Source organism: Anoxybacillus sp. PDR2 (genome assembly GCF_009834045.1).
In the GTDB taxonomy this organism is placed as follows: Bacteria; Bacillota; Bacilli; order Bacillales; family Anoxybacillaceae; genus Anoxybacteroides; species Anoxybacteroides rupiense.
Map to the genome: position 1 here is coordinate 1,580,290 of NZ_CP047158.1, position 22,417 is coordinate 1,602,706.

The 22,417-nt window shown below is 42.4% G+C and carries 25 protein-coding genes and 2 pseudogenes; 15 read left to right on the forward strand and 12 right to left on the reverse strand.

The genetic code is table 11. From position 1 onward, the window contains the following. Positions 1–182: 182 nt before the first annotated feature. From GRQ40_RS07645 to GRQ40_RS18970, 5 genes and pseudogenes are all read left to right on the forward strand, one after another. Positions 183–1,241, forward strand: a pseudogene (locus tag GRQ40_RS07645) (Gfo/Idh/MocA family protein). Continuing rightward, positions 1,238–2,206, forward strand: a complete 969-nt coding sequence (locus tag GRQ40_RS07650; RefSeq protein WP_080862791.1) for a sugar phosphate isomerase/epimerase family protein — start codon at positions 1,238–1,240, stop codon at positions 2,204–2,206. Before GRQ40_RS07645 ends, GRQ40_RS07650 begins: the two are co-directional and overlap by 4 nt. A gap of 312 nt (positions 2,207–2,518) precedes the next feature. After that, on the forward strand, positions 2,519–3,172 hold the full coding sequence (locus GRQ40_RS07655) for a bifunctional 4-hydroxy-2-oxoglutarate aldolase/2-dehydro-3-deoxy-phosphogluconate aldolase (protein ID WP_159719661.1): 654 nt from the start codon (positions 2,519–2,521) through the stop codon (positions 3,170–3,172). Next, positions 3,159–3,485 carry a PfkB family carbohydrate kinase gene (locus GRQ40_RS18965; RefSeq protein WP_275192196.1) on the forward strand — a complete coding sequence of 109 codons (327 nt, stop codon included), beginning with the start codon at positions 3,159–3,161 and terminating at the stop codon, positions 3,483–3,485. The genes GRQ40_RS07655 and GRQ40_RS18965 overlap by 14 nt, the downstream gene beginning before the upstream one ends. 235 nt (positions 3,486–3,720) lie before the next feature. After that, positions 3,721–4,149: a carbohydrate kinase family protein gene (locus GRQ40_RS18970; protein WP_275192202.1), complete on the forward strand. Its 429-nt coding sequence runs from the start codon at positions 3,721–3,723 to the stop codon at positions 4,147–4,149. Positions 4,150–4,320: 171 nt separating this feature from the next. Here GRQ40_RS18970 and GRQ40_RS07665 read toward each other — a convergent pair whose 3' ends face one another. Together GRQ40_RS07665 and GRQ40_RS07670 are read right to left on the reverse strand one after the other, a co-directional pair. Further along, complete coding sequence (locus GRQ40_RS07665) at positions 4,321–4,812, reverse strand: GNAT family N-acetyltransferase (RefSeq protein WP_066147491.1); 492 nt, start codon at positions 4,810–4,812, stop codon at positions 4,321–4,323. 237 nt (positions 4,813–5,049) lie between these two features. Further along, positions 5,050–6,165 carry an NAD(P)/FAD-dependent oxidoreductase gene (locus tag GRQ40_RS07670; protein WP_159719662.1) on the reverse strand — a complete coding sequence of 372 codons (1,116 nt, stop codon included), beginning with the start codon at positions 6,163–6,165 and terminating at the stop codon, positions 5,050–5,052. Positions 6,166–6,655: 490 nt separating this feature from the next. Between GRQ40_RS07670 and eis the strand changes: the two genes are divergently transcribed. From eis to GRQ40_RS07685, 3 genes are all read left to right on the forward strand, one after another. Beyond that, a complete protein-coding gene (gene eis / locus GRQ40_RS07675) occupies positions 6,656–7,837 on the forward strand; it encodes a GNAT family N-acetyltransferase (protein ID WP_159719663.1) in 1,182 nt (393 codons plus the stop codon). Between the two features lie 420 nt (positions 7,838–8,257). Then, the gene (locus GRQ40_RS07680) at positions 8,258–9,349 is read left to right on the forward strand and encodes a Delta(10) desaturase DesB (protein WP_159719664.1); all 1,092 of its coding nucleotides are present in this window, start codon (positions 8,258–8,260) and stop codon (positions 9,347–9,349) included. Positions 9,350–10,199: 850 nt separating this feature from the next. After that, the gene (locus tag GRQ40_RS07685) at positions 10,200–11,321 is read left to right on the forward strand and encodes a PP2C family protein-serine/threonine phosphatase (RefSeq protein ID WP_066147501.1); all 1,122 of its coding nucleotides are present in this window, start codon (positions 10,200–10,202) and stop codon (positions 11,319–11,321) included. A gap of 711 nt (positions 11,322–12,032) precedes the next feature. Here GRQ40_RS07685 and GRQ40_RS07690 read toward each other — a convergent pair. The 4 genes from GRQ40_RS07690 to GRQ40_RS18845 are packed head-to-tail and all read right to left on the reverse strand — an operon-like array spanning position 12,033 to position 14,448. Further along, on the reverse strand, positions 12,033–12,329 hold the full coding sequence (locus tag GRQ40_RS07690) for an STAS domain-containing protein (RefSeq protein ID WP_066147502.1): 297 nt from the start codon (positions 12,327–12,329) through the stop codon (positions 12,033–12,035). After that, positions 12,326–12,733: an ATP-binding protein gene (locus GRQ40_RS07695; protein ID WP_066147504.1), complete on the reverse strand. Its 408-nt coding sequence runs from the start codon at positions 12,731–12,733 to the stop codon at positions 12,326–12,328. Before GRQ40_RS07695 ends, GRQ40_RS07690 begins: the two co-directional genes overlap by 4 nt. After that, entirely contained in the window at positions 12,699–13,040 is a 342-nt protein-coding gene (locus tag GRQ40_RS07700; protein WP_044745467.1) for a hypothetical protein, read from the reverse strand. Before GRQ40_RS07700 ends, GRQ40_RS07695 begins: the two co-directional genes overlap by 35 nt. A 28-nt stretch (positions 13,041–13,068) precedes the next feature. After that, positions 13,069–14,448, reverse strand: a complete 1,380-nt coding sequence (locus GRQ40_RS18845) for a globin-coupled sensor protein (protein ID WP_159719665.1) — start codon at positions 14,446–14,448, stop codon at positions 13,069–13,071. Positions 14,449–14,579: 131 nt separating this feature from the next. Between GRQ40_RS18845 and GRQ40_RS07710 the strand changes: the two genes are divergently transcribed. Continuing rightward, entirely contained in the window at positions 14,580–15,428 is an 849-nt protein-coding gene (locus tag GRQ40_RS07710) for an MBL fold metallo-hydrolase (RefSeq protein ID WP_159719666.1), read from the forward strand. A gap of 380 nt (positions 15,429–15,808) precedes the next feature. Here the strand turns inward: GRQ40_RS07710 and GRQ40_RS07715 are convergent, their stop codons facing one another. Next, complete coding sequence (locus GRQ40_RS07715) at positions 15,809–16,102, reverse strand: spore coat protein (protein WP_159720803.1); 294 nt, start codon at positions 16,100–16,102, stop codon at positions 15,809–15,811. A gap of 23 nt (positions 16,103–16,125) precedes the next feature. Continuing rightward, a complete protein-coding gene (locus tag GRQ40_RS07720; protein ID WP_044745463.1) occupies positions 16,126–16,311 on the reverse strand; it encodes a spore coat protein in 186 nt (61 codons plus the stop codon). A gap of 166 nt (positions 16,312–16,477) precedes the next feature. Between GRQ40_RS07720 and GRQ40_RS18305 the strand changes: the two genes are divergently transcribed. Then, the gene (locus tag GRQ40_RS18305) at positions 16,478–16,618 is read left to right on the forward strand and encodes a hypothetical protein (RefSeq protein ID WP_201295981.1); all 141 of its coding nucleotides are present in this window, start codon (positions 16,478–16,480) and stop codon (positions 16,616–16,618) included. 16 nt (positions 16,619–16,634) lie between these two features. On the opposite strand, the gene GRQ40_RS07725 is transcribed toward GRQ40_RS18305, so the two are convergent. After that, complete coding sequence (locus GRQ40_RS07725; protein WP_159719667.1) at positions 16,635–16,994, reverse strand: hypothetical protein; 360 nt, start codon at positions 16,992–16,994, stop codon at positions 16,635–16,637. Positions 16,995–17,204: 210 nt separating this feature from the next. On the opposite strand from GRQ40_RS07725, the gene GRQ40_RS07730 reads away from it, so the two are divergent. Together GRQ40_RS07730 and GRQ40_RS07735 are read left to right on the forward strand one after the other, a co-directional pair. After that, positions 17,205–17,483 (forward strand): hypothetical protein, encoded by a 279-nt coding sequence (locus tag GRQ40_RS07730; RefSeq protein ID WP_066147515.1) that lies wholly within the window; start codon positions 17,205–17,207, stop codon positions 17,481–17,483. Then, complete coding sequence (locus GRQ40_RS07735; RefSeq protein WP_159719668.1) at positions 17,462–17,683, forward strand: hypothetical protein; 222 nt, start codon at positions 17,462–17,464, stop codon at positions 17,681–17,683. Before GRQ40_RS07730 ends, GRQ40_RS07735 begins: the two co-directional genes overlap by 22 nt. Before the next feature lie 321 nt (positions 17,684–18,004). Here the strand turns inward: GRQ40_RS07735 and GRQ40_RS07740 are convergent, their stop codons facing one another. Beyond that, positions 18,005–18,370 carry a hypothetical protein gene (locus GRQ40_RS07740; RefSeq protein ID WP_159719669.1) on the reverse strand — a complete coding sequence of 122 codons (366 nt, stop codon included), beginning with the start codon at positions 18,368–18,370 and terminating at the stop codon, positions 18,005–18,007. Positions 18,371–18,420: 50 nt separating this feature from the next. Between GRQ40_RS07740 and GRQ40_RS07745 the strand changes: the two are divergent. Then, positions 18,421–18,649, forward strand: a pseudogene (locus tag GRQ40_RS07745) (FMN-binding negative transcriptional regulator); the annotation flags it as partial. Positions 18,650–18,734: 85 nt separating this feature from the next. Here the strand turns inward: GRQ40_RS07745 and GRQ40_RS07750 are convergent. Beyond that, on the reverse strand, positions 18,735–19,325 hold the full coding sequence (locus tag GRQ40_RS07750) for an SMI1/KNR4 family protein (protein WP_159719670.1): 591 nt from the start codon (positions 19,323–19,325) through the stop codon (positions 18,735–18,737). 120 nt (positions 19,326–19,445) lie between these two features. Further along, positions 19,446–20,423: a LacI family DNA-binding transcriptional regulator gene (locus GRQ40_RS07755; protein WP_159719671.1), complete on the reverse strand. Its 978-nt coding sequence runs from the start codon at positions 20,421–20,423 to the stop codon at positions 19,446–19,448. Between the two features lie 87 nt (positions 20,424–20,510). On the opposite strand from GRQ40_RS07755, the gene GRQ40_RS18735 reads away from it, so the two are divergent. Further along, complete coding sequence (locus GRQ40_RS18735) at positions 20,511–20,633, forward strand: hypothetical protein (protein ID WP_255357496.1); 123 nt, start codon at positions 20,511–20,513, stop codon at positions 20,631–20,633. A 494-nt stretch (positions 20,634–21,127) separates the two neighbouring features. After that, positions 21,128–22,150 carry a LacI family DNA-binding transcriptional regulator gene (locus GRQ40_RS07760; RefSeq protein ID WP_159719672.1) on the forward strand — a complete coding sequence of 341 codons (1,023 nt, stop codon included), beginning with the start codon at positions 21,128–21,130 and terminating at the stop codon, positions 22,148–22,150. Positions 22,151–22,417: the final 267 nt, after the last annotated feature.

Below are 22,417 nucleotides of genomic sequence, written 5' to 3' on the forward strand. Positions count from 1 at the left end.
CCGAATAGCAGCGCTTCAACCTCATACAAACTAGCCCGTAAAAGATATGAACCTAGAAATAAAGAACCAACATATAAAACATGAGTGCCGTCCTTTTTATTTGAGAACAGGTTTGTTTGCTTAGTTGTCGAGCTTAACCGAACAAATTCATGAAACGAGACCAACGGCGAAGAGGTGTCACCATGAAAAAATTAAGAGTCGGTATGATTGGAGCAGGGGGAATCGCTACATTTTGCCATATTCCAGCATTTCAGCAATTAAATGAAGCAAGCCGTCACGGCTGTTTGCGATGTAAACATCGATAAAGCAAAACAAGTACAAAACCAATTTCATATTCCACAAGTTTACGAGAATTATAAAGATATGCTGCCACATGTCGATGCTGTTGTCATTTGTACCCTGAATAAATTTCATAAGGAAATGACTATTGCGGCACTGGAAGCCGGCGTTCATGTTCTTTGTGAAAAGCCAATGGCGATGAATGCGAGTGAATGTGCGGAAATGATAAAAGCGAAAGAAAAGTCCGGGAAAATATTATGGATCGCCTACCACTATCGCTTTATGAAAGAAGCACAAGCAGCAAAAAAAGTGATCGATGAAGGTGAAATTGGTCATCCGCTCGTTGTCCGTGTCAAAGCATTACGGCGAAGAAAGGTTCCGGGATGGGCGTTTTTACCAATAAGGACTTGCAGAGTGGAGGGTGCCTCATCGATTACGGATGTCATCTATTAGACCTTGCTCTTTGGTTGATGGGAAATCCAAAAGTGAAAGAAGTCACAGGTGCCACCTATAACGTACTTAGTAAAATACTAAATCAAGTAAATGAATGGGGCAGCTTTAATCATGAAACATTCAATGTTGAAGATCATGCGACAGCCTACCTTCGTTTTCAAAATGGAACAAGCCTCCTTTTTGAAACATCATGGTCTGCTAACATTTCGAAAGATGAAGATACTCTTTCCATTTCTGGCGAAAAAGGCGGCTTAGACGTTTTTCCTTTTACCTTAAACTATGCGAAACATGGGATGCTGTTTAATAGTGTGGCTGCCTATATTCCCGAGGAAAAAGAGGAAGGGTTTTTACAGGCAAAAGCATTTGTGGAGGCGTGTCTTGGATTAAAAGAACCTTTAGTGAAACCAGAAGAAGCGATACAAGTTTCACATATAATCGATGTGATTTATGAAAGCAGTGAAAAAAGTAAAAGCATATTACGAACGGAGATGGGAGGAAGTTTGTCATGAAACTAGGCGTATTTACAGTGCTTTTTTCTAATAAATCGTTTACAGACATGCTCGATTACGTGAAAGAAGCAGGATTACACGCAGTCGAAATTGGAACAGGAAACTATCCAGGTTCTGCTCACTGCAACCTTGATGAATTATTAGAAAGCAAAGAAAAGCGCGAGCGCTACCTTAAGGAAGTAGCATCTCGTGGGCTCATGATCAGTGCATTTAGCTGTCATGGAAATCCCCTTTCTCCCGACCAAAAATTTGCGAAGCAATCCCATGAAACGTTTGTTAAAACCATTCAGCTTGCAGAGATGATGGAGGTTCCTGTTGTGAACTGTTTCTCTGGCGTTAGTGGTGACCATGAAAAGGCGAAATATCCAAACTGGCCGGTTGCCCCTTGGCCCAATGAATACAATGATATTTTAAAGTGGCAATGGGAAGAAAAGCTTATCCCATATTGGAAAGAGTGGGGGAAATTTGCTCAAGATCATAACGTTAAAATTGGTCTAGAATTGCACGGTGGCTTTTTAGTTCATTCACCATATACGATGTTAAAGCTTCGTGAGGAAACATGTGAAGCAGTAGGCGCAAACCTTGACCCAAGTCACCTTTGGTGGCAAGGGATTGACCCGGTAGCTGCGATTAAAATTTTAGGAAAAGAAAAGGCTATTCACCATTTTCATGCAAAAGACACCTATATTGATCCAGACAATGTCAATATGTATGGTTTAACGGACATGCAGCCATACGGTAATGTTCAAACAAGATCCTGGACATTCCGGTCTGTTGGATGCGGTCATAGCCTTCAAGAATGGTCTGATATGATGAGTGCCCTTCGCACATACGGATACGATTACGTCGTCAGCATCGAACACGAAGATCCACTCATGTCGATTGAAGAGGGATTTAAACGCGCTGTCAGCAACTTAAAACAAGTCTTAATCGAAGACCAACCGACCAATATGTGGTGGGGGTAATGGGGGAGGGTGGACCTCTTTTATGAAGGCTTTTGCAAAATAATGGATGGCGCATACCTTAATGATCAGCAAATATTTTCTAATTCATGAACCTCTCCTACCTCTACTCCGTTAAGAGGCGGGAGAGGTTCATTGTTGGACGTTTACTAGAAGGAAATTCGTGGAAAGAGGTATTATGTGATTTTATATCGTATATTATCGAAATAGCAAGTGGCAAAGCAGTCAATCATAAGAAATCATCATGTTCACGACATGGCCATTTGGAAAACAGGGGTTACACTATAAAACGATAAGAATGGAGGCATGATACTGATGACGTCTCGTTTGCTCCCATTATTGAAAGAGGAAAAAATCATCGCGATCATTAGAGGAGTTTCACAAGATTCCATACAACCAATTGCCGAGGCTTTACAGTCAGGGGGAATGAAATTTTTGGAAATCACAATGAATACCGATGGAGCTTTAGCCGCTATTGCGAAGCTAAGAGAAACATATGAAAACCGCCTTTATATTGGTGCGGGGACGGTGTTAAATCTAGAGATGGCTAAAGAAGCCATACAGGCGGGAGCGCAATATATTATTTCTCCTCATCTAAATGAACAAGTGATTGCTTATTGTGTCGAACAAGGGATCGACGTATGGCCTGGTACGATGACACCTTCCGAGATGTACAGGGCCTATCAGCTAGGGGCGAGCGCTGTGAAAGTGTTTCCGGTCGGAACTTTAGGAGCGAACTATATTAAAGAGGTAAAAGCTCCTCTTCCTTTTATTGAAATGATTGCAACAGGAGGCGTCAATACAAAAAATATGATGACAATATTAAATAATGGGACCATTGCCGTCGGATTAGGAGGAAATTTAGTCGACAAACAGCTTGTGCAACAAAAAAACTACGATGAACTCACAAAGCGGGCGCGTATGTTTGTTGAGCTTGCTAAAGGGGTTGGCAGCGATGCAGCAAAATAATGATGTTGATGTGGTGACAGTCGGGGAAAGCATGATTCTCTTTCAACCAATGACAGACGGCTCCTTAAGGTACTCTCCTTTATTTACCAAATCGATAGCAGGCGCTGAATCCAATGTGGCCATCGGGCTTACGCGGCTCGGCAAAAAAGTAAGATGGATCAGCCGGCTTGGCTGCGATCCATTCGGCGATTTGATTGTGAGCACGCTTGCCGGGGAGGGAGTCGATGTCTCCTGCGTTATTCGTGATAAGAAGGCGCCGACCGCCATTTATTTTAAAGAATTTAAAGGTTACGGCGACCCAATGATATATTAATATAGAAAATATTCAGCAGCAAGTAAATTTTCCGAAGCAGATATCCAACCTGAGTGGTTGGCCAACGCCCGTCATCTGCATGTAACCGGAATTACGCCCGCACTAGGCGAACGGACGGAAGATTTTATTAAAAAAGTGATGGAGCAAGCGAAAGCAAGAGGATTAACTGTCTCATTTGACCCGAACTTACGCCGAAAGCTATGGAGCGAGGAGCAGGCGCGTTTTATTGTCATTAATGCCGTTGTGCGATATTTTTTTACCTGGATTAGAAGAAGCAAAATTTTTAATTGGTGAGCAGCCGGTCGCAGAGTATGGAAAGCAGTTTTTGCAAATGGGCCCCAAACTGGTTGTTATGAAGCTTGGACAAGAGGGATCTATTGGCTTTTATCAAAATGAAGCGGTCCAATCCCCCGCTTTTCGTATGGATAAGGTTGTTGATCCGGTAGGGGCCGGAGATGCGTTTGCCGCGGGCTTGCTGTCTGTGCTGTTAGATGAAGATCAGCCGCTCGATGAGGATGTTTTAAACATTTGTTTACCTAAAGCATTAAAGCGGGCGAATTTATTAGGCGCCCTAGCTACACAATTTAAAGGAGACTGGGAAGGTCTTCCTTCCATTCGTGAAGTGGAACAATATATAGAGGGACAGGAAATGATCACAAGATAAAAAGAAACGGCGGAAGATGCGTAAAAAATCTTCCGCTTAGAATGTTGACAAATGCCTTTATCTTGCGTTACGGGCCTCGTTCGTCTGCTCACCCTCTGCTCTATTCCGAACCGGAGAAAAAGCACGCCGTAACTTAAAAACTAGCTTTTTTGACTATTCCGTTATCTGATCTTAAGCATGATCCTCTGATAGATGACGGGGCGCAAGCTCTTTATAAACAAGCTCTCGGTATACTTGAAATCCTTGCTTTGCGTAGAAATTTTTTGCGACTTCATTTTTGCTCCAATAATCGAGCTCTACTAAATAGATGCCTTTGTCTTGTGCCAGCTGGTAAATGTACTCCATCAGTTGCGTGCCATAGCCTTTGTTTCGGACGGATTCGCTAATGCTAATTTGGTGGACGTATATAGATTGATAGGACTGAAAAAATATATTTTCCGGATGTGTTCGTATCTCCAGCCAAGCATATCCACATGCTTGTTCGTTTTCTTCCAATAATAGAAAAATGAAATGCGGCTGGTGGATCACACTTTGAAAAAACCGCTTCATGGCTTCCGCATCATATTTTTTGAAATGCCGGGGATATAACGCAACATGCAGATCGTGAACGTGTTTATTCAATGCGGCAATAGTTTTGTAGTCTGTCGTTTGCGTAATTTTCATCCTCTCGCTCCCTTCTTGCGAACGGTAAGTATATTATTATTCTATCCAAAAAAAAACGGGAAGGGCACAACATTTTCGCTTATTCCCAGGTATCTAAGCCAAACCGTCATACGGATAATTGCGGTTTGGCTTATGATTGGCGTGTGAAATAAGCATCCAGTAGCCGAAATGAATTGGGGAGCTTTTTCAACTGAATATCAGCTATGGCGAGGGTTCTTTTTTGTTAGGTGTATTCTCTCATTTTACCGCGCCGGCGATATGGTAGTCGAGTGGATTCAGCTCGGTCGGCTTTCCGACAATGAGCTTGGCAAGCTCAGCGCCCAAGTAAGGCCCTGCTGTTAGCCCGGATGCCCCTAAGCCGTTGGCCACATAAATGCCGGTAAAGCCGGGAAGCGCTCCAAAGACAGGAAGGAACCCTGGGGTATATGGGCGAAATCCGACTCTTGTTTCGCTATGTGTGCAATCCGATAATCCGGGTGCGATTGCTAACGCTTTATGTAATATTTCATACACTCCCCCTGCGGTTGCTCGACAATCGAAACCGACACCGTCTTCATGGGTCGCCCCGACAACGACCCGCCCCTTTGGAAAAGTAAGCAAGTATTGATTGTTAGGCGGCATCACGACAGGCCAGTGATCGGTATCTTGTTCTGGCTTTTCGAGATGAATGATTTGCGCCCGTTGCGGCGTGACTAAAAATTCGATGCCGAGCGGCAGCAGCAATTCTTTTGCCCATGCGCCGGCTGCGATGACGACCGCGTCAGCCTGATAATAAGTGCCAGCGACTTCCACACCGTTCACATGCGAATGTTGCTGAACAATCTTGGCGTCTCCTTTTATATAGATGGCCCCCAGCTTTTGGGCGGCTCTCACTAACGCATCGCGCAATGCTTTGCCATTGACGCGCGCTGCTCCGCTGACGTAAACAGCCTCGTAGCCTTCAGCCAGCGCTGGAACTAGCTGTTTTGCTTGTGCAAAGGATAGCTTTGTCACTTCTCCGATTTCCGGCGCTTCTTGGCGGCGCTGCAGTGTACGATCCATCATCTTTTCAAGTTTTTCTTTATCTGTATGCAAACAAAGGGCCCCTACTCGTTCATAGCCTGTTTCTGTTTCTCCATGCGATTGAAGTTCTTGAATTAACGAAGGATAAAATTTGGCTCCGCCTCTGGCTAAGCGGTACCAAACTTGGTTGCGGCGCTGGGATACCCATGGACAGACAATGCCGGCGGCTGCGGCGGTGGCTTGGCCTTTGTCGCCGCGATCGATGATGGTGACGGCTGCTCCCTCTCTTGCTAAATGGTAGGCGGTTGATGCTCCTAAAATGCCGGCTCCTACAACGATGTATGATTTCATGAAAAACACCTTTTCTGTTTATTTTTTCGCACTATTAGAATAGCATAAATCAGACGATTTTCGTAACACTCCCTTTATATGCTGGGCAGTTTCGTCCTAAGAAGCTCTCCGCGATGAACCTCCTCCACCTCCACTTCGCTTAGAGGTGGGAGATTTCTCGGTGGATGATATTAAAAAACTAGGTTTGGCTGGGCTCTCTATTCAATTGAGATTAAGAGGGCTTTCTTGCTAGTGATCTCCAAATGAACAGGTGATAACCGATTTCGACAGTCGATTACTGGCCCTCGATTATAAAAAATGGAAATCTGCTGTGAGTTGAATCTTCTGATGAGAAAGCTGGCATCAACAGGAGATGAAAGTCGACCAAAAAACGAGCAAGCCAGAAAATGCATCTATCGTTATAAGGTTTTTATTTTTGCTGGACAAAGGATTTTATAGGAAAAAAAGCGAAATAAGGGAAAAGGATATCGAGAAGAGGGAGGAAGCTATTATGGAATCTGTCCGTTTATTGACGGAAGCTGATTATGAAGAGGTTTTTCGTCTATCAGAATATGCCTTTCAATATAAGCTTACAGAGCAGCAAAAGATGGTTCGCAAACAATGGATGGATAAACAAGAGATTTTGGGAGATTTTGAGAATGGCCAACTTGCTGCAAAAGTGCATTTGCTGCCATTTACGGTTTTTATTCACGAACAAGAATGGGAAATGGGAGGGGTAGCCGGCGTAGCGACATGGCCTGAGCATCGCCGGAAGCGAAAGGTGGCCAAGCTGTTAACAAAATCGTTGGAACGAATGAGGGAGAGCGGGAAAAGTATATCATTCCTTCATCCGTTTCAAGTGAATTTTTACAGAAGATTTGGCTGGGAGCTTTTTGCTTCTTATAAGAAATTAATCATTGAGAATAAGCAGCTCGTCCCATTACCAGAAGCAGCAGGACGAATGGAGAGGGCCTCCCTTCAGAATGTGGATCTGTTAAACAGCGTGTATGAAGGCTATATTCGTTCATATAACGGCGGATTAAAGCGCGATCATTTTTGGTGGGAGCATTTTGTGTTCGCCAAAGCGGAGCATGCGGTATTGTACATAGATAAGGAGCATCAAGCAGCAGGGTATTTGTTGTATGACATGCAAAACCGGCAAATGCATGTGAAAGAAATGGTGGCTCTTCATGAAGAAGCAAAAAGAGGACTATGGAACTTTATTTGCCAGCATGATTCCATGGCAGACCAGGTGACGATTGTGACCACTGTTGACGATCCGCTTCCTTATTTGTTGAAAGAGCCGAGAATCGTCCAAGAAATTCATCCGTACTTTATGGCGCGAATCGTTGATCTAGAACGCTTTTTGCAAGCGTATCCTTTTGTGAAACAAGAGAATCCGCTGTTTTGGCATGTGCATGATGAAGTGGCGCCGTGGAATTCAGCTATTTACCAACTGGATGAGAAGGGAGTGAAGGTATTTCGCAAGACAACAAAAGAAGAATCCGCTTGTCTGCATCCACCCAAACGGGGGCTTTTGCTCGATATCAATACGGCGGCTGCCCTGCTGCTGGGGTATGTGCGACCTTGGTCATTATATCAGATGGGCAAGCTGAAGGGAACAGAAGCCGAAGTCAAACAGCTGGAGGCGATGATTTCGCCAAAACCGACGTTTTTTGCTGATTTCTTTTAAGGGAGGATTGCTGCATCGCCATCATGTCAACTCTTCCCCGTGTCCGCCTGTTCTTCATTAAAGCGGGAGCCTCCTCGCCTGAAAATAATGAAGGTGAGCAGAAAAGCATTGATAAAGAGAATAGAGAATTTCGTTGATTGGGAGCGACATCTTTAAGGATGTCTTTTTTATTTGGAAAATTATCCCCAATTCCATCGATTGGTATATTCAGCTTTAGGGATCGTGCTGATAGAAAGAATAGCAACTGTTAATAATACTAGGTCATAAATCCATTGACAGGACAAATAGGGGAATGTTAAGATAAATCAAACGTATCAACAGTTATGTGATTTTTTTTATAAAATTGTAATTTTTGTTAGGTTGGCCCCTTTTGCTACATTCGATTACAGGCAAAAGGTTAAAGTTGAAAGGAGTTATGATATGAAAAAGTTTCATTCATTCGGTTGGTATGCGGCGCAAATCTCCCCGTCTTTGCCGAAAAAAGCATTTCAACCTACCCCATCCCGTCTTTTCCTTGGATTGGTGTATCTATTGACAGTACTTAGTGGTATCCTCGTTATTTCTTTGTTCGATCTTCATGTGATATGGAATACCTTGATTTCTGTTGTATTAGGTTTTAGTTTTGCGGCGCTTGGGTTTTTAGGACATGAAATTTTGCATGGTACGGTTGTGCGGACACCATGGCTACGGGATTTTCTTGGAGCTGTTGCCTTTTGGCCGTTATGCACCGGCCCGAAGCTATGGAGAAAATGGCATAATGCCACACACCATGTCCATACACAAAATGAAGAAAAAGATCCTGATGCATGGCCGAGCATGAGCAAATTGGCACAAAGCCGTCTGTTGCGCTGGATCTATAAAATTCCATTTACGATACGGGCGTTTTTCGCCTTTAGTTCGTTAACGATTATGTTTACGTTTCATTCGATCAGAATGCTTGGTTATTTTCGCAAACAGTTTCAGCCCAAAAATCGCGCTATCGTCTTTTTGCAGTTTATGTTGCCTTGGATATCATGGATTGGTTTGCTGTTTATTGTTGGATTCGCGAATTGGTTTTTTAGCTTTTTATTACCGCTGTTGATCGCTAATTTTATTGTGATGAGCTACATTTCAACCAATCATCGCCTCAATCCTTTAGTTCCTGTCAACGACCCGCTTGCTAACAGTCTTTCCGTTACCGTTCCAAAATGGGTGGATTTCCTCCATTTTAATTTTTCCTATCATACAGAGCATCATCTGTTTCCAAGCATGAGTTCCAAATACTATCCGTTAGTAAAAGAACATATTAAAAGGATGTGGCCAGATCGATATCATGAAATGCCAATGCTCAAAGCATTATGGGCACTCTGGAAGACACCGAGACTTTACTATCAGCAAAACGAATTGGTCGAACCGCGCCAAGGGAACGTTTACGGATCTTTAGGAAATGGGCTGAATCCATCCAGTATTGAATATCGTAAAATAGAACCCGGAACTCAAGAAGGAAGAATAAGCAGTGAAACAGACAGATGAGCAATCCAGAAGAAAGCAGTAACATTTCTTGTTCGAGAGAAAAGACGCTTGATGTTTCGGGAATAGGAGGAATGATACCGATTTCTCTGCTTTCCATACGGTGAAGAGGTTTTGCGGACAGGGATTGCCAATTGCTGAAGAAGCGGCCTCTCATAATCCTTCATTCAATAAAAAGCCCTTTGATGGAGGGGACCATCTGAGTCAAAGGGAGTTAAAAGCGTCGTATCATTTTCTAATGGCAAAGACCATTCATCCTAAGTCTCGCTATTTTTTGTCGACAACAAATGATCAAATCATGTAGGAATCTGTCTTTTTTTATCGAATGATTATAAAGGGAGAGGAGAGGATAGGAATGGTCAATCTGCAATGTCCTAATTGTGGTACAAGTGGGATCGAAAATATTGTGTCAGGTAACAGTGTCAGAAAAAGCAAAGATGGGGATACAAGGTTTCATATCGTATACTGCGTGCTATGCGGGTATATTTATGGAGTGTTTGGAAAAATCGAGACGACAATGTGATAGTCATTTGATTAAAGGCATCCTTCGGGGTGCCTTTTGACTGAAATATGATGATAACAAATTCGATTCATATGTAGCCACGCAGATTCAAAAATACGGAATCGATTGCAAGCCATCATCTTATGGGCTACCGTTGATGATGAAGCTATTTATTCAATAAGGCAACACGATTATTGACACCGTGCGGCCGCCTCTTTGGTTCATTAGGAGAAAGTCATATTGACGATCCGCCATGCATTTGTTAGATTGTACTCAATTGATATGGAAGGCTTATCGAAAATAATGATGCCCGGATAAAAGAGACAGGGGATGAAAAAAGGGTGTTAAACGATGAACATCGTCGTAATTGAAGAGAATCAAGCAGCCGTCATGAAAATGAAAGAAATGTTAAAGAAGATCAAGGGAATATCGATACAGGTGTTTGATCAAATGGATAAGGCCCACGCGTATATGTTGCAAGAAAAGCAGGTTGATGCTGTGTTAGCCAACGTTCAGGCGCTATTAGCGGCGCAAACAGAGCGAAAGCCGTCCATTTTTTTTCAAAAAGATATTCTAGTTGTGGCGATGATTGAATGTGATGACGAGATTGAATACGTTTTGGAGGCCGAAGCGTTTGATTATATTCGTAAACCATTTACAACGACGGAGCTAATCTCCCGCATTCGCTTGGCGTATCGTCAAAAACAAAGGACGGATGAGTCAAAAAGAATGAGGATCGTCCATATCGAGAAAGACAGGCAGCTGTTGGAACTGAAAAGAAAAATGGAAAAGGATTTGCAGCTTGCCCGTTGTATCCAAGAAGGAATGCTCCCATCTTCGATCTACAATGAAGAAATTTGTGTATACGGAAAATATATTCCTTCTTCTCAGCTGTCAGGAGATTTATATTATTGGAATCAAGTGAGTCCTCACGAATATGCGTTTATTGTTATTGATGTGATGGGGCATGGCGTTGCCGCTGCGCTTGTGGCGATGTCGATTCGTTCATTGCTGCCAGGGCTTATGATGCGTGTAACTGATCCGCTGCGCGTGGTTTACGAATTAAACAGGCATACCTTGCGTCTTTTTGAGAATCGGTCCTATTTGACCGCCTTTTATGGTGTTGTCAATACGAAACGAAAAACGCTCGAGTATGTGAATGCCGGACATCCGCCTGCGCTGCTTTTAGAAGGAAGAGAGATGAAGAGATTGAAAGAAGGAGGAATACCGATCGGGATCGTGCCCCAATTTTCTTATAAAAAAGAGAAGCTTCAGTTCAGCGGGCCGGTTTATTTGGCGATTTATACAGATGGAATGATCGAAGCGACCGGAGGGGAATGGGAGAGCTATGTGGAGCGCATTTTGCCAAACTGTCGATCGTTTCAAGAATTTGTGCAGCAACTTGAAGGTAAAATGAATCATCAGCGCTTTGGCGATGATGATATGACATTTGTGGGCATGCATATTTTTTAGGCTACTTCCGCATTCGCTTCGAAATGGAAGATTCCTGCAAGCATAGAAGCATCTTTCGGTTTTTTAGCAGGCTCTCCCCGCCGTTCCAACGGTGAAATGACAACGAATCTTGTAAGTTTGTTCTGGGCTTGTTTTTCGCTGCTTCGAGCCGTGCAGAGACAAGGGCACGTTGAAGATTGTACATGACAAACGACCTATCTTTTCGTTTTTCTAAGAACCACTTACAAGTATAAAAAAGCCCATATGTCCTAGTAATTCCATTCTACTTTGGCTAGTGCCAACCGACATTCCTCTCCCCCTTGTTTATCGGGCAACGCCCTTCATATTCCTGAAGGTGGGAGTCGTTCTGGCGGGATAGGATAAAAACAGCCGCTCTTAATCGAGGAAACGTTTATTTGGCCAGCGGTTTTTGTGAAAAGTATATAACCGGTTTACAGAACAAGCCAGTGTTTCGGATCACAGCATGTTGATCCGCCAGCTGGCTTTTTGTTTTTCTGGCGCCATCGGCTAGCTTTTGGCTGCCGATGGCCAAGGCAGTGATTCATAAATAAGAATGGAGCATAAAGCGATGTTGACGCGATGTAGCATCATTGTCTAATATGTTGTGATCTCTTACTATACAAAAGCCGCTTATCGTCCGCTTTTTCTCGAGTGTCAAGGAAAGGCAGCTTAAGCTGATGATTCGTCATAAAAACTTTTAGGCGCTATTTTTTATTTGACATCGACAAACTGATCAATTTGACAAATGGACAATACGTTTTTAATCGGAGCAGACGCTCCTATAATTTCAATGTGTATACGGTCTTTTAGAGGATATAGCCAGCTAATAAATAGGCGCACTCCAGAGCTATCAATGAATCGGACGGCAGAAAGGTCGATTTGCAACCGCGAAATGTTGCTGTATGTATGATGACGCAGTATTTCTTCCATGATGCGCGTTGTTTCAAAGTTAATATCTTGCTGAAATACGGCAATCATCACATCGTTGTTGGTTGTTATTTGAATCATCGAAATTCCTCCTCAATTTTTGCGCGCTGAATGATGACACGCGCTTTTTTGCCAGCATCGTCAAAGGTTACGTGTGTTGCAAGCTGTTGAATGAGAAATAATCCGCATCCTTCATGTGGCGCAAGCAGGGAAGGAGGAGCTTTTGTGATTTGACTGCGCCAGTCAAAACCATTTCCGTGATCGATGAGCTCAATCGTGATGTCCTCTGTCGATAAATGAATAAGAACATCCGCTTTTTTTATTGTAGAATGGCGAATGACGTTGGAAATGAGCTCCCACAAGACAAGCTGCAGCGCGTATTGTTCCATCTCTGTCAGTACAATGTATTGATTTAATCGTTCGAGCATTGCCGCAATATTTTTGCTATAGTTATTTTCGGTAATTTTTCCTGTGATCTTGATCATCGCTCATGATGTGAGTAAGAAGTTGTTGGATATACGGATGACGATAGTCGGCTTGATGCTCGAGACGATACAATTGGCTCCATAAGGAATTATAGGTGGAGCGAAACTCGATCGGAACGCTTTCGCCAAACGAGCGCTGCAAATGCATCAGACGAAATTTAACATAATTTCGTGCGTCTACGTCGTTTGGCAATTGTCCAATGTCAATGCGGATCAGTTGTTCGTTAGCTTCGTGGAGAAGCGTTTCTGACATTTCAAATAAATGTTTAAATGTGCGCTGTTCATATTTAAATTGAGGTTGGTTCATCGTATTTCCTCCCTAAAGTTGTAAGGAGCTACTTTTTGAATTTATCTGTGAGTTCATGATTCAGATAGTTCAGCTGTTCTGCCATTTCGGCAATTTGATAAGCAGCCTTCGAGATTTCATTAAATGTGTGCTGGAAGTCTTTCATAAACTCTGTGAATGCACTAATTTTATCACTGTTCGACCTAACATCGGAAATGGATTGATCAAAAATATGAATCACGCTCTCGTTTACTGCGCGAAAAGCTCCTGTTTCATCGACAATGCGTTGAAACGAGGATTCAAATTGCTGAATCGTTTGTTGCACGATATCAATATGATTTTGAATGTAATCGAGTGATTGAGCCGTTTGATAAGCGAGCTTTCGCACTTCATTTGCTACAACGGCAAATCCTTTTCCATGTTCACCAGCACGGGCGGCCTCGATATTGGCGTTGAGAGAGAGAATGTTCGTCTGATTAGAAATGTTGCGAATCGTGTTCACAATTTCGCCAATTTGAGAAGAACTGTTAGTCAGCTCCGCTGTTAATGCTTTCGTTCCATGAATTAACTCGGCGATCGTATCAAGCTTTGTTAATGTGTCCATGACATCGTGCTTTCCGTTTTCGACCCGCTCCGCGATTTCGGCTGATTGCTGCTGAATCGTATAGATTTCGTTTAGAATATCCTGTACATTTTTTTCGTTTTCTGTGATGGAGGCGCTCGTTTCCTCAGCGCTAGAAGCAAGAATCGCAGCTGATTCCGTGAGACGGTGCTGCAGCTCTTCGATTTCGTTTAGCTTCATCATGGATGACGTATAGGATTCAATATACGTCGCAATGGCAATTTGCATGTCGAACGAACAAAGCTTGGAAAAAGAAGAATAGGCCAGAACGGCTTCACTCGGCGAAAGCTCTTCCATCAATATTTTCAGCACCTCATTTTGGATAAGAGAATAAGCGCCTAAATACCACTCTGGAAACAAGCCGATACGATGATGAACATTGCCGATTACTTTTCTTCTAATAATATACTGTTCACCTATTTCACCAGATACCATGTCCATTAAATACGATTGCAGTGTTTTCTTGAGGCGCTCAATCGTCGAGTGGCTTTCAATAATATGGACCAAATCTGCTATTTGCCCAAGGCGCTCATAAAAAGCATCAACAATGGCTTGAACATGTTTGGCAAAAATCGGGCGCAGGGAGGCGAGACGCTGAAAATCCTCCGCTGTCAATCCAATAAGAACGACTTGTTGATGATAATTGGATGCGGAAAGCTGTCGATAATAGGCAACGGCCGAATCGGGCAAGTGAAGCGAAGATGTTTGCATGGGAGCCATGTTCGCGTCCTTTTTCTCTTTTTTGCGAAACAGCTGGATTGCTCCGTCTTCGTTTTGGAGTAGCTTATGGAACGAGACTTTCATCATATACATCCCTCCTAATATGAATATCCCCCTTCTGCACATTATAAAGGATAATCGGTTTTTTAGGAATATTTTCTTATATCAGAATAGGCGGCAAAAAAAGTGGGATAGTATCATTGAAGGAGGGAATGGATATGAAGATAGAAGAAAATCACTATGGAAGCGACTATACCTTTATTCCGGCTATATCGGTTGCTCATGGAACAGGAACAGAAATATTGCCAGATTTATATTGCTATACCGTTCAGGTTGTGAATATTTGCTTGATCGGTCTTCCTAATGCCGCTGATTTTATACTTGTAGATGCGGGAATGCCTCGTTCAGCTGATGAGATTATCGCTGCAGCCGAAAAGCGTTTTGGTTCGAATAGCCGCCCTAAGGCGATCATTTTGACTCATGGACATTTTGATCACGTCGGAGCTGTGATTGAACTGATCCGATATTGGCGCATCCCGGTTTATGCTCATCCAGCTGAACTGCCTTATTTAACAGGGAAAAAAAGCTACCCTGCGCCTGATCCGTCAGTAGAGGGAGGGATGATCGCAAAGGTATCCGCCCTTTTTCCGAGTGAACCTATCGATTTAGGAAGCAGTGTTCAACCACTTCCAAGTGGAGGAATGGTTCCTCATCTGCCTGAATTTCGCTGGATTCATACCCCTGGTCATACCCCTGGACATATATCATTGTTTCGTGAAAAAGACCGCGCGCTCATTGCTGGAGATGCATTTGTTACTGTTCGTCAGGATCAACTGTTTAAAGTGCTGACGCAGAAGCTAGAGTTTAGTGGACCGCCGCGTTATTTTACAAATGATTGGGAGAAGGCAAAAGAGTCTGTTCGTAAATTGGCAACTCTGCATCCAGAAGTAGCTGTTACGGGACACGGAAAACCAGTAATTGGAGAGCAGCTCCATGCAGGATTGATCCAGTTAGTCAGAGATTTCGATCGTATAGCGGTCCCTGATTATGGTAAATATATTCAGTAAAGAAGCAGTGAATAGTCTGTGACAGACGATAAGAGAGAAGTGGAGCGTATTATTTTTTCGATTCTTTCCGGGACGAAGAGATTTGAGAAGTTCGTTTGAGTGGTCCGGATGATAGTTTTTAGCAGGCATGAAAATAGATCCATAAAAATAGGCATCCATCAATGATGGTGAATGAATGGAATTTTAACATCATCTATCAAGAAGTCTCTCGCCTCTTAACCGAGTTTAGGTGGGGAGGTTCATTAAAGCAGTATTTTTCCATTCTTCCGTTGGCGTCGAATGGATTTGTCTGGGGATTTTATGAACAGAGAGGCATGGAAATGACAAAATAGAACAAATAAACTCATCAGGATTCAGTTATACGCTGAATCCTGATGAGTTTATTGAAGTTGATTCGCTTGTGTGATTTGCTGGGTCACTTGCATGTCAACACGCAGCTGTTCTTGAACATTTATTGGATGGTAATAGCCTTTATTAATCGTATATTGACTCACTTTTTCGTGAAATTGAATGGCATCATTTAAATGTTGTTTAAGGGCGTTGCGCACCTCGGGAGTATCGGATTCTGTAATGGCTACTGCGTAGCTTTTAATTCCATTCTTTATGCTAATAAGAAGATCGATGGCGATTAATTGATCATTTAAAGGTTGAGAGCCACCAGTTGGTTGTTGCATCATCTACATCACCTCTTTTGGTGTTAGGATAGAAGAGATTGTAAATCAACGATTTGTTGTTGGGTTGTCTCAATATCTTGGCGAATTAATGATTGAAGCTCAGGGTCTGTGGCCATTGTCTGCATCACCTTACTTTTTGCTAGACAGACGTTTTTCAACATAAGAAGCTCATGAAGCTCCAAAATTTCATGAACACCTGTTGCTCTCATCTCTTTCACCACCTTCCGAAACCTATTGTGTGCATTGTGGACATGTATATTAGCGGAATTTTTTTCAAAAATAAAAGCCGCTTTCACCAGCAGAATTGGGAGCAGTTTACACGCAAAAAAAATTCCCGTGTGCTCACACTAATAATGGGCAAAGGGGGATTTGGAGATGGACGAAACGTGTTTTTACTGCCAAAGCGAATGCGCTGACCAAGTTCATTATGTATCCTTCTATACAGCGAATGAAGAACAAGAAAAAGCGTTGTGTGCCGAATGTTATCAAGAATGGCTGCAAGGCATTAAAGGTTGAAACAAGCCGCATCACGCTATGGCCGGGATGCGGCTTGTTGCGTGAGCGGCGGAACGTGGATGACTCGGTACAGGTCGCCTTGTTCGTCATAAGAACGATACACGATCGGCGCCTTTAAGGGGCGGCACACGGAAAGAAATAAAATGTGTTCTTCGTTTGTCCCCTTTTTTCTCGCTTCCATCGAGAACGAGACGTGCTTGAGATGAAGCGAATAAAAGCGGTACGTCAGACCGAGCCATGTTTGTTCCGTGACAGACGTGTCAGGATGACAGCGTATAAAATGCGCAATATCCGCAAACGACCGCTCTTCTTGTTCGAACCAATCTTCAATAGCGTCGGCCGCTTGCTTAATCCAATGTTTCCAATTCTCTAGCATCCCATTCACCTTATTCATTTATATTGTTATCGGTTAGTATGCTCGGAACTGCCGCATCTATACGGGGGAATTGTTGAAATTCTCATGCTTAAATTTATTTTTTTGGCAACAAAATTTCCATTGAAGGAGAATGTGTGGTGCCACGTTTGTTATTCATATTTCAATAATAATCAGGGAAGAAACACCTTCGATGAATAGGAAATTTCATTAATGTTGGTTCAGCCAAGCCGTTGGGCTTTTTGGCTTGCAAATTTCGCTGCTGGCTATTCCAATTACGGCCCCGTTTCTTTTTTGCAAGCTAATTCAATGGAGATGGGAATATTGCAAGCGTTAGGCACATTGCCATTTTTCTTGTTCAACTTATTTTTCGCGTTTGGATGGACAGAGCGAGACGACAGCCGTTCTCGAGGCGTTGGTCTTTTCCGTTTATATTTGCCGGCTCATTTTTATCGAGCGTCGGCCGCATTGTGTATTTCATTGCGCAAGTGAGTTTGCGGCAATCGATTACGCTGAACCATTTATTAGGGCGGGTCAATTCGAGCAACCGCTTTATTCCCCAAGGGCTCATGCCGCTCGGCGTGCTAGAAGGGATGATCGGCTTGTTTATTTTTGTGCGGTTTTGCTTTGGCGGTTCCGATTTTACTTCTATAGCTGGTGACAGCGCTTCACCGCATTCCAGAAGGATATAAGCTGACGGCCAGAGCAGAATAAACAGTGAAAAGAAGGGTTGAAACTCGGGTGGATGGTGATCACGAATTGTGCTACTGCCATAAGCCGTTCACCCCGTATGCGATTTGCCAATCGATGAAGCGGGCGATATCAATGTTTCGATCCGCGAAGCGTACCATGGAATGTTTGGGGTATACCGCTGAGAGACCGAGAAATCTTGATATATCAACATTTGCAGAGGGAGGAATTTTTGATATCAAAGCTAATCGAGATAATATGCATAAAAAAACAAAGAGTCGGTTCCTCAAAGAATCGACTCTTTGTTGATAATCTATCTCTCTTTATTTTGCACCTAGGTTTTCTACATAATCTTTATTTGATTTCTCAATCTTATTAGAAGCTTCATTGACAGGAAGTAAGACATACTTATTATTTTCTTTTTGATAGGTCGCTGTTACTTCTTTTGAATCCACATAATATAGAAGCCAAATTAATGTTCCCTTATTATAAACTACAATACCTGTTTCTTCTCTGGTTATTTCAGGTTTATTCTCTCGTTTCAACCTCTCATTTTCTAATTTAATGACTTGGTTAATAACAGAATTGTATTTTTCCTTTAGAATGGCTTGTTTTGTTTCATAATCATCTTTACAGGCTGATAAAAAGCTTAACAAAAGTATCAATAAAACAATTAATTTAAATCTCATTTTATACACTCCTATAAATTTGGTATACTAAACCTCTTGTTTATTATACAATTTTGTGGGCCAAGCTTTCTCCTGAGCTCTTAGAAGGCGAACTAAAAGGTATCGTTGGATTTAAAATTAAAGTGGAAGAAATCCAAGCTGCCTATAAATTAAGCCAAAACCGGAACGAAACAGATTATAGGAACATCATCAATCACTTAAAAAAATGAAAAAGATCCAAATTCGAAACAAATCGCCGAACGAAAAGAGAATGAAAAATCACCTATAAACCATTTTTAGTTCTTCCCATATGTAAAGAAATAAACCTCCTGCTTACAGTCTCCTTAAAGGTGGGTGGCTTCATAGTATGGGGGCTAAACAAATTCTAATCTTCTAAATCATTCGCCTTATAGAAATGTCTTGCTTTATAAGCGGGCCAATTCCAATACTCCACTCCTTGTGAGATAATGAATCTCTCTAAAAAGATCTCAAAATTCATAGAAAGAGGAGTCGCATGTTCAATGCTTTCTCCCGGTTCTAGCCAAAACAAATATTCATTACTTCTTTTATGAGGGTTGATTTCGTTAAGATTCATCACTAGGACACTACTCTCCAAACCATACGCTATAGGATACCAACCTTCTGGATAATCTAAAGATTGATGGTCCTCTTGTATCTCACTTATACTTAGTACTTCAAAAGAAGCACCGCTTTTTTCATCTATAAATAATTTTGCTCCATTATGCATTAATAAAAATTCCTTATAGTCCTTCGGCAAAAACAATTGGTTGGTTTCTTCAAATTTTACAAGTTCCCATTCTAGCGCAGGGGCATTAAATAAAAAGCGGATTTCTGTAACATACCCTGATTCCTGCTGGATTTGGATAGACGGCCGATCGGCAAGCCGTTTTTTTAAAGCCGAAAGTGTAAGCTGAAGCAAAGAGCTCATTGTGATACTCCCTTTCATATCATCCATAATCCGCTATGCTCGTTGAACCATAACGTAAAAGAATCAAGAGAGAATAAGCAAGCCCAAGACCACCCAAAGCGGATTCGAGATGGTTACGTTTATAAGGGGGCGCTGCTGAACGCTACCCTACACCGAGAATCGTTCGATAAGGCGGACGGGCAATTGCTCATTTTTGTTGATCGTTGTTTTGCCGATGAAACAGTCGTGTATGAGTTGGAACGCTTTTTGCCCCATCGATAGCAAAGGCAAGTCCACTGTGGTAATGCCGAGCGCTTCAGCGATCGGATGATTGTCAAAACTGACAATCGCCAAGTTTTCTGGTACCTGCAAACCATTTTTTTGCCCCCACAACACGATGCCAGCTGCCACCTGATCGCTTGCGACAAGCAGCGCAGTCGGCTTGTCTTCCATCGAAAGAAGTGCTTTGACAATGCGCGCCCCGTCCGCGATTTCGAGACAATGATCAAAAATCCATTCTTCTCTTGGAGATGCATCGATATTTTGTAAGGCATCCCGATAAGCAGCGTCTCGCCGTTCACTATTTGTGCCTGACGTACGGCCGATACAATAGCCAATTTTTCGATGCCCCTTTGCAATCAAATAGTTCATCCCCAACATAAATGCCTCATAATGATCGATGGACACGGACGACATTTCGCAGCTCTTGGCATCTTCGCATAAGATGATCGGGCCGTCTTCTTGGTACAGCTTAAGCATCTCCCAACTGATTGTGCGGGAACAAATAATCAGTCCGTCGACTTGTTTCACTCGCAGCATCTCAAGCGCTTCCAGTTCCTTTTGCACGTCATAATTCGTCTGAAACAGAAGAAAATGATAACCATGGCGGAGCGCCTCTTGTGAAATACCGTCCACAATTGAACTGAAGTATGGGTGGTTGACATACGGCAGAATCACGCCGATAATCGATGTTTTTCCTTTTGCTAAATGAACAGCATTGATATTTTTTGTATAGTTTAACTTCTCGACCGCTTTCCAGACCGCTTGCCGTTTTTCTTCCTTTACATAAGGATAATGATTTAATACACGCGATACCGTAGCGACAGAAACTCCTGCTAGTTTAGCGATTTCTCGAATGTTTGCCATTGTCTTCCCTTCCCTCAAAAAAACTATTGCATTGAAACGCATTTCATAAATTATTGTCATTTTAACCATAACATAAAGGAGGAAATCATGTTGCTAGGATTTTTGTTTTATATCGTTTTATGTGCTGTAGAGCTAGCCGGCGCGCACTTAGCCTTACGAGAAGCACCCAAACAAGAAGAGGAAGACCCTTTTCATGCGTTTTTCCGCTAAACAAAGCGTTCCCTATCTTCTTTCAGGGAACGCTTTGTTTCTGATTTAGATGATAAAAAAGAAAACGGACAAGTAGGAGAAAAAACAGAAAATTACCAATCTATGTTCTGTTTTGATCTATCCAATCATTTAGTGAGACAGGTTCATCAAATAAAATAGATTAGACTTAAACGGTTTTTTATCGTATTCGACTTAGGAGACGTGTGATTGTTTCGGTTCATCGCCGGATGGTGTTCTATAAAAAATCGTTTTTTCGGTAATAGGAGATCATTCGATTGATTGAAAAAAAGCAAAATCACGTATTCGCCTGACAAAGGTTTGTCTAATGCGCTCTGTCTGTATGAGTTTCTATACTCTGTATCTTAAGTTTGCGAAAAAGTAGTTGTAAAAGCGCTTTCAAATGATATATAATTTAACTAAACCGGTTTATAAAATAATTTGTTTATTTTGCTTGTTTACTAAATCGATTTAGTAGTAGGAAAGTAGGGATATCCTTGCAAAAAATTACAATGGCTGACGTGGCCAAAGCAGCGAATGTTTCCAAAAGTACAGTTTCCCAGTATTTAAATAAGCGTTATGAATATATGAGTGAAGAGACGAAAAAACGTATTGCGCAAGCGATTGAAGAACTTGGCTATCAACCGAACTTTGTCGCACGGAGCCTAAAGCAAAAATCCACTTCTACGATCGGTGTCATTGTTTTTAATATTTTACATATGCTAACAACACAGGTGCTTCGGGCGATTGAAGACGTATGCCAAGAACGGGATTTTCATGTCATTGTATGCAACACCGATGATGATCCGGAGAAAGAAAAAAAGTATATTGAAATGCTAAGAGCCAAGCAAGTTGATGGATTAATTATTTTTCCGACAGGAAGAAACTATGAATGGTATGAAAAGATGGTCAATGAATCGTTTCCGCTTGTATTTGTCGATCGCATGGTTCCCGATCTGCCTGTGGATGCGGTTCTCTTGGATAACTATAAAGCAGCTAAACTTGCGGTGGATCATTTGGCTGATGTAGGATACGAACGGATTGGAATCGTAACCCCGCCGCTTGTATCGTATAACATTCCAAGAACGGAGAGGGTGGAAGGCTTTAAGCTAGCTGTAAAGGCGAGAGGACTACAGGTGATGGATGAGTACATCGTGAATCTGGAGATCCCTTGCATCAAGGAAGGGCTGACGAAGCTTTTTCGGTCTGGCTGTCCGCCGCAAGCGTTGTTTGCGATTAATGATTTAACATTGATGGAGGTACTGCATTTTGTCCAAGAAAATCAGCTCCGTATTCCGCATGACATCGCTCTTATTAGCATTGACGATGTACCGTTTGCTTCCATTTATACCCCAACTTTAACGACAATTGCCCAACCAGCGTTTGAAATGGGAAGGAAAGCAGCGGAACGGTTGTTTCAAAAGATAGAGCGCAACAATGAAGAAAAAGAGCCGCAAATTTTACGGTTGGAGCCCGTGCTGAAAAAACGCCAGTCTGTGTCATGGCGTTCAAACCTATGACAACCTGAGGACAAATGGAAGCAATCGAGTATGTTTGGGGCTGATCAGGCATTTTGATCTTAGTGTATGGCTACCAACTTGTGATTCCACGAAGCAATGGAAAAAAATCTGTCATTCTATCATTGCTATGTGGACGTAACTTCACATGTGAACATTTGCATGACGGAGCTTCAACTGTTTTTGGCGGTTGTTTTCCTTATACGGATGCATACAGATACGTTTAAATCAATCCATCTTATAGAGAACAGACAAGAAAAAGGAGCGGGT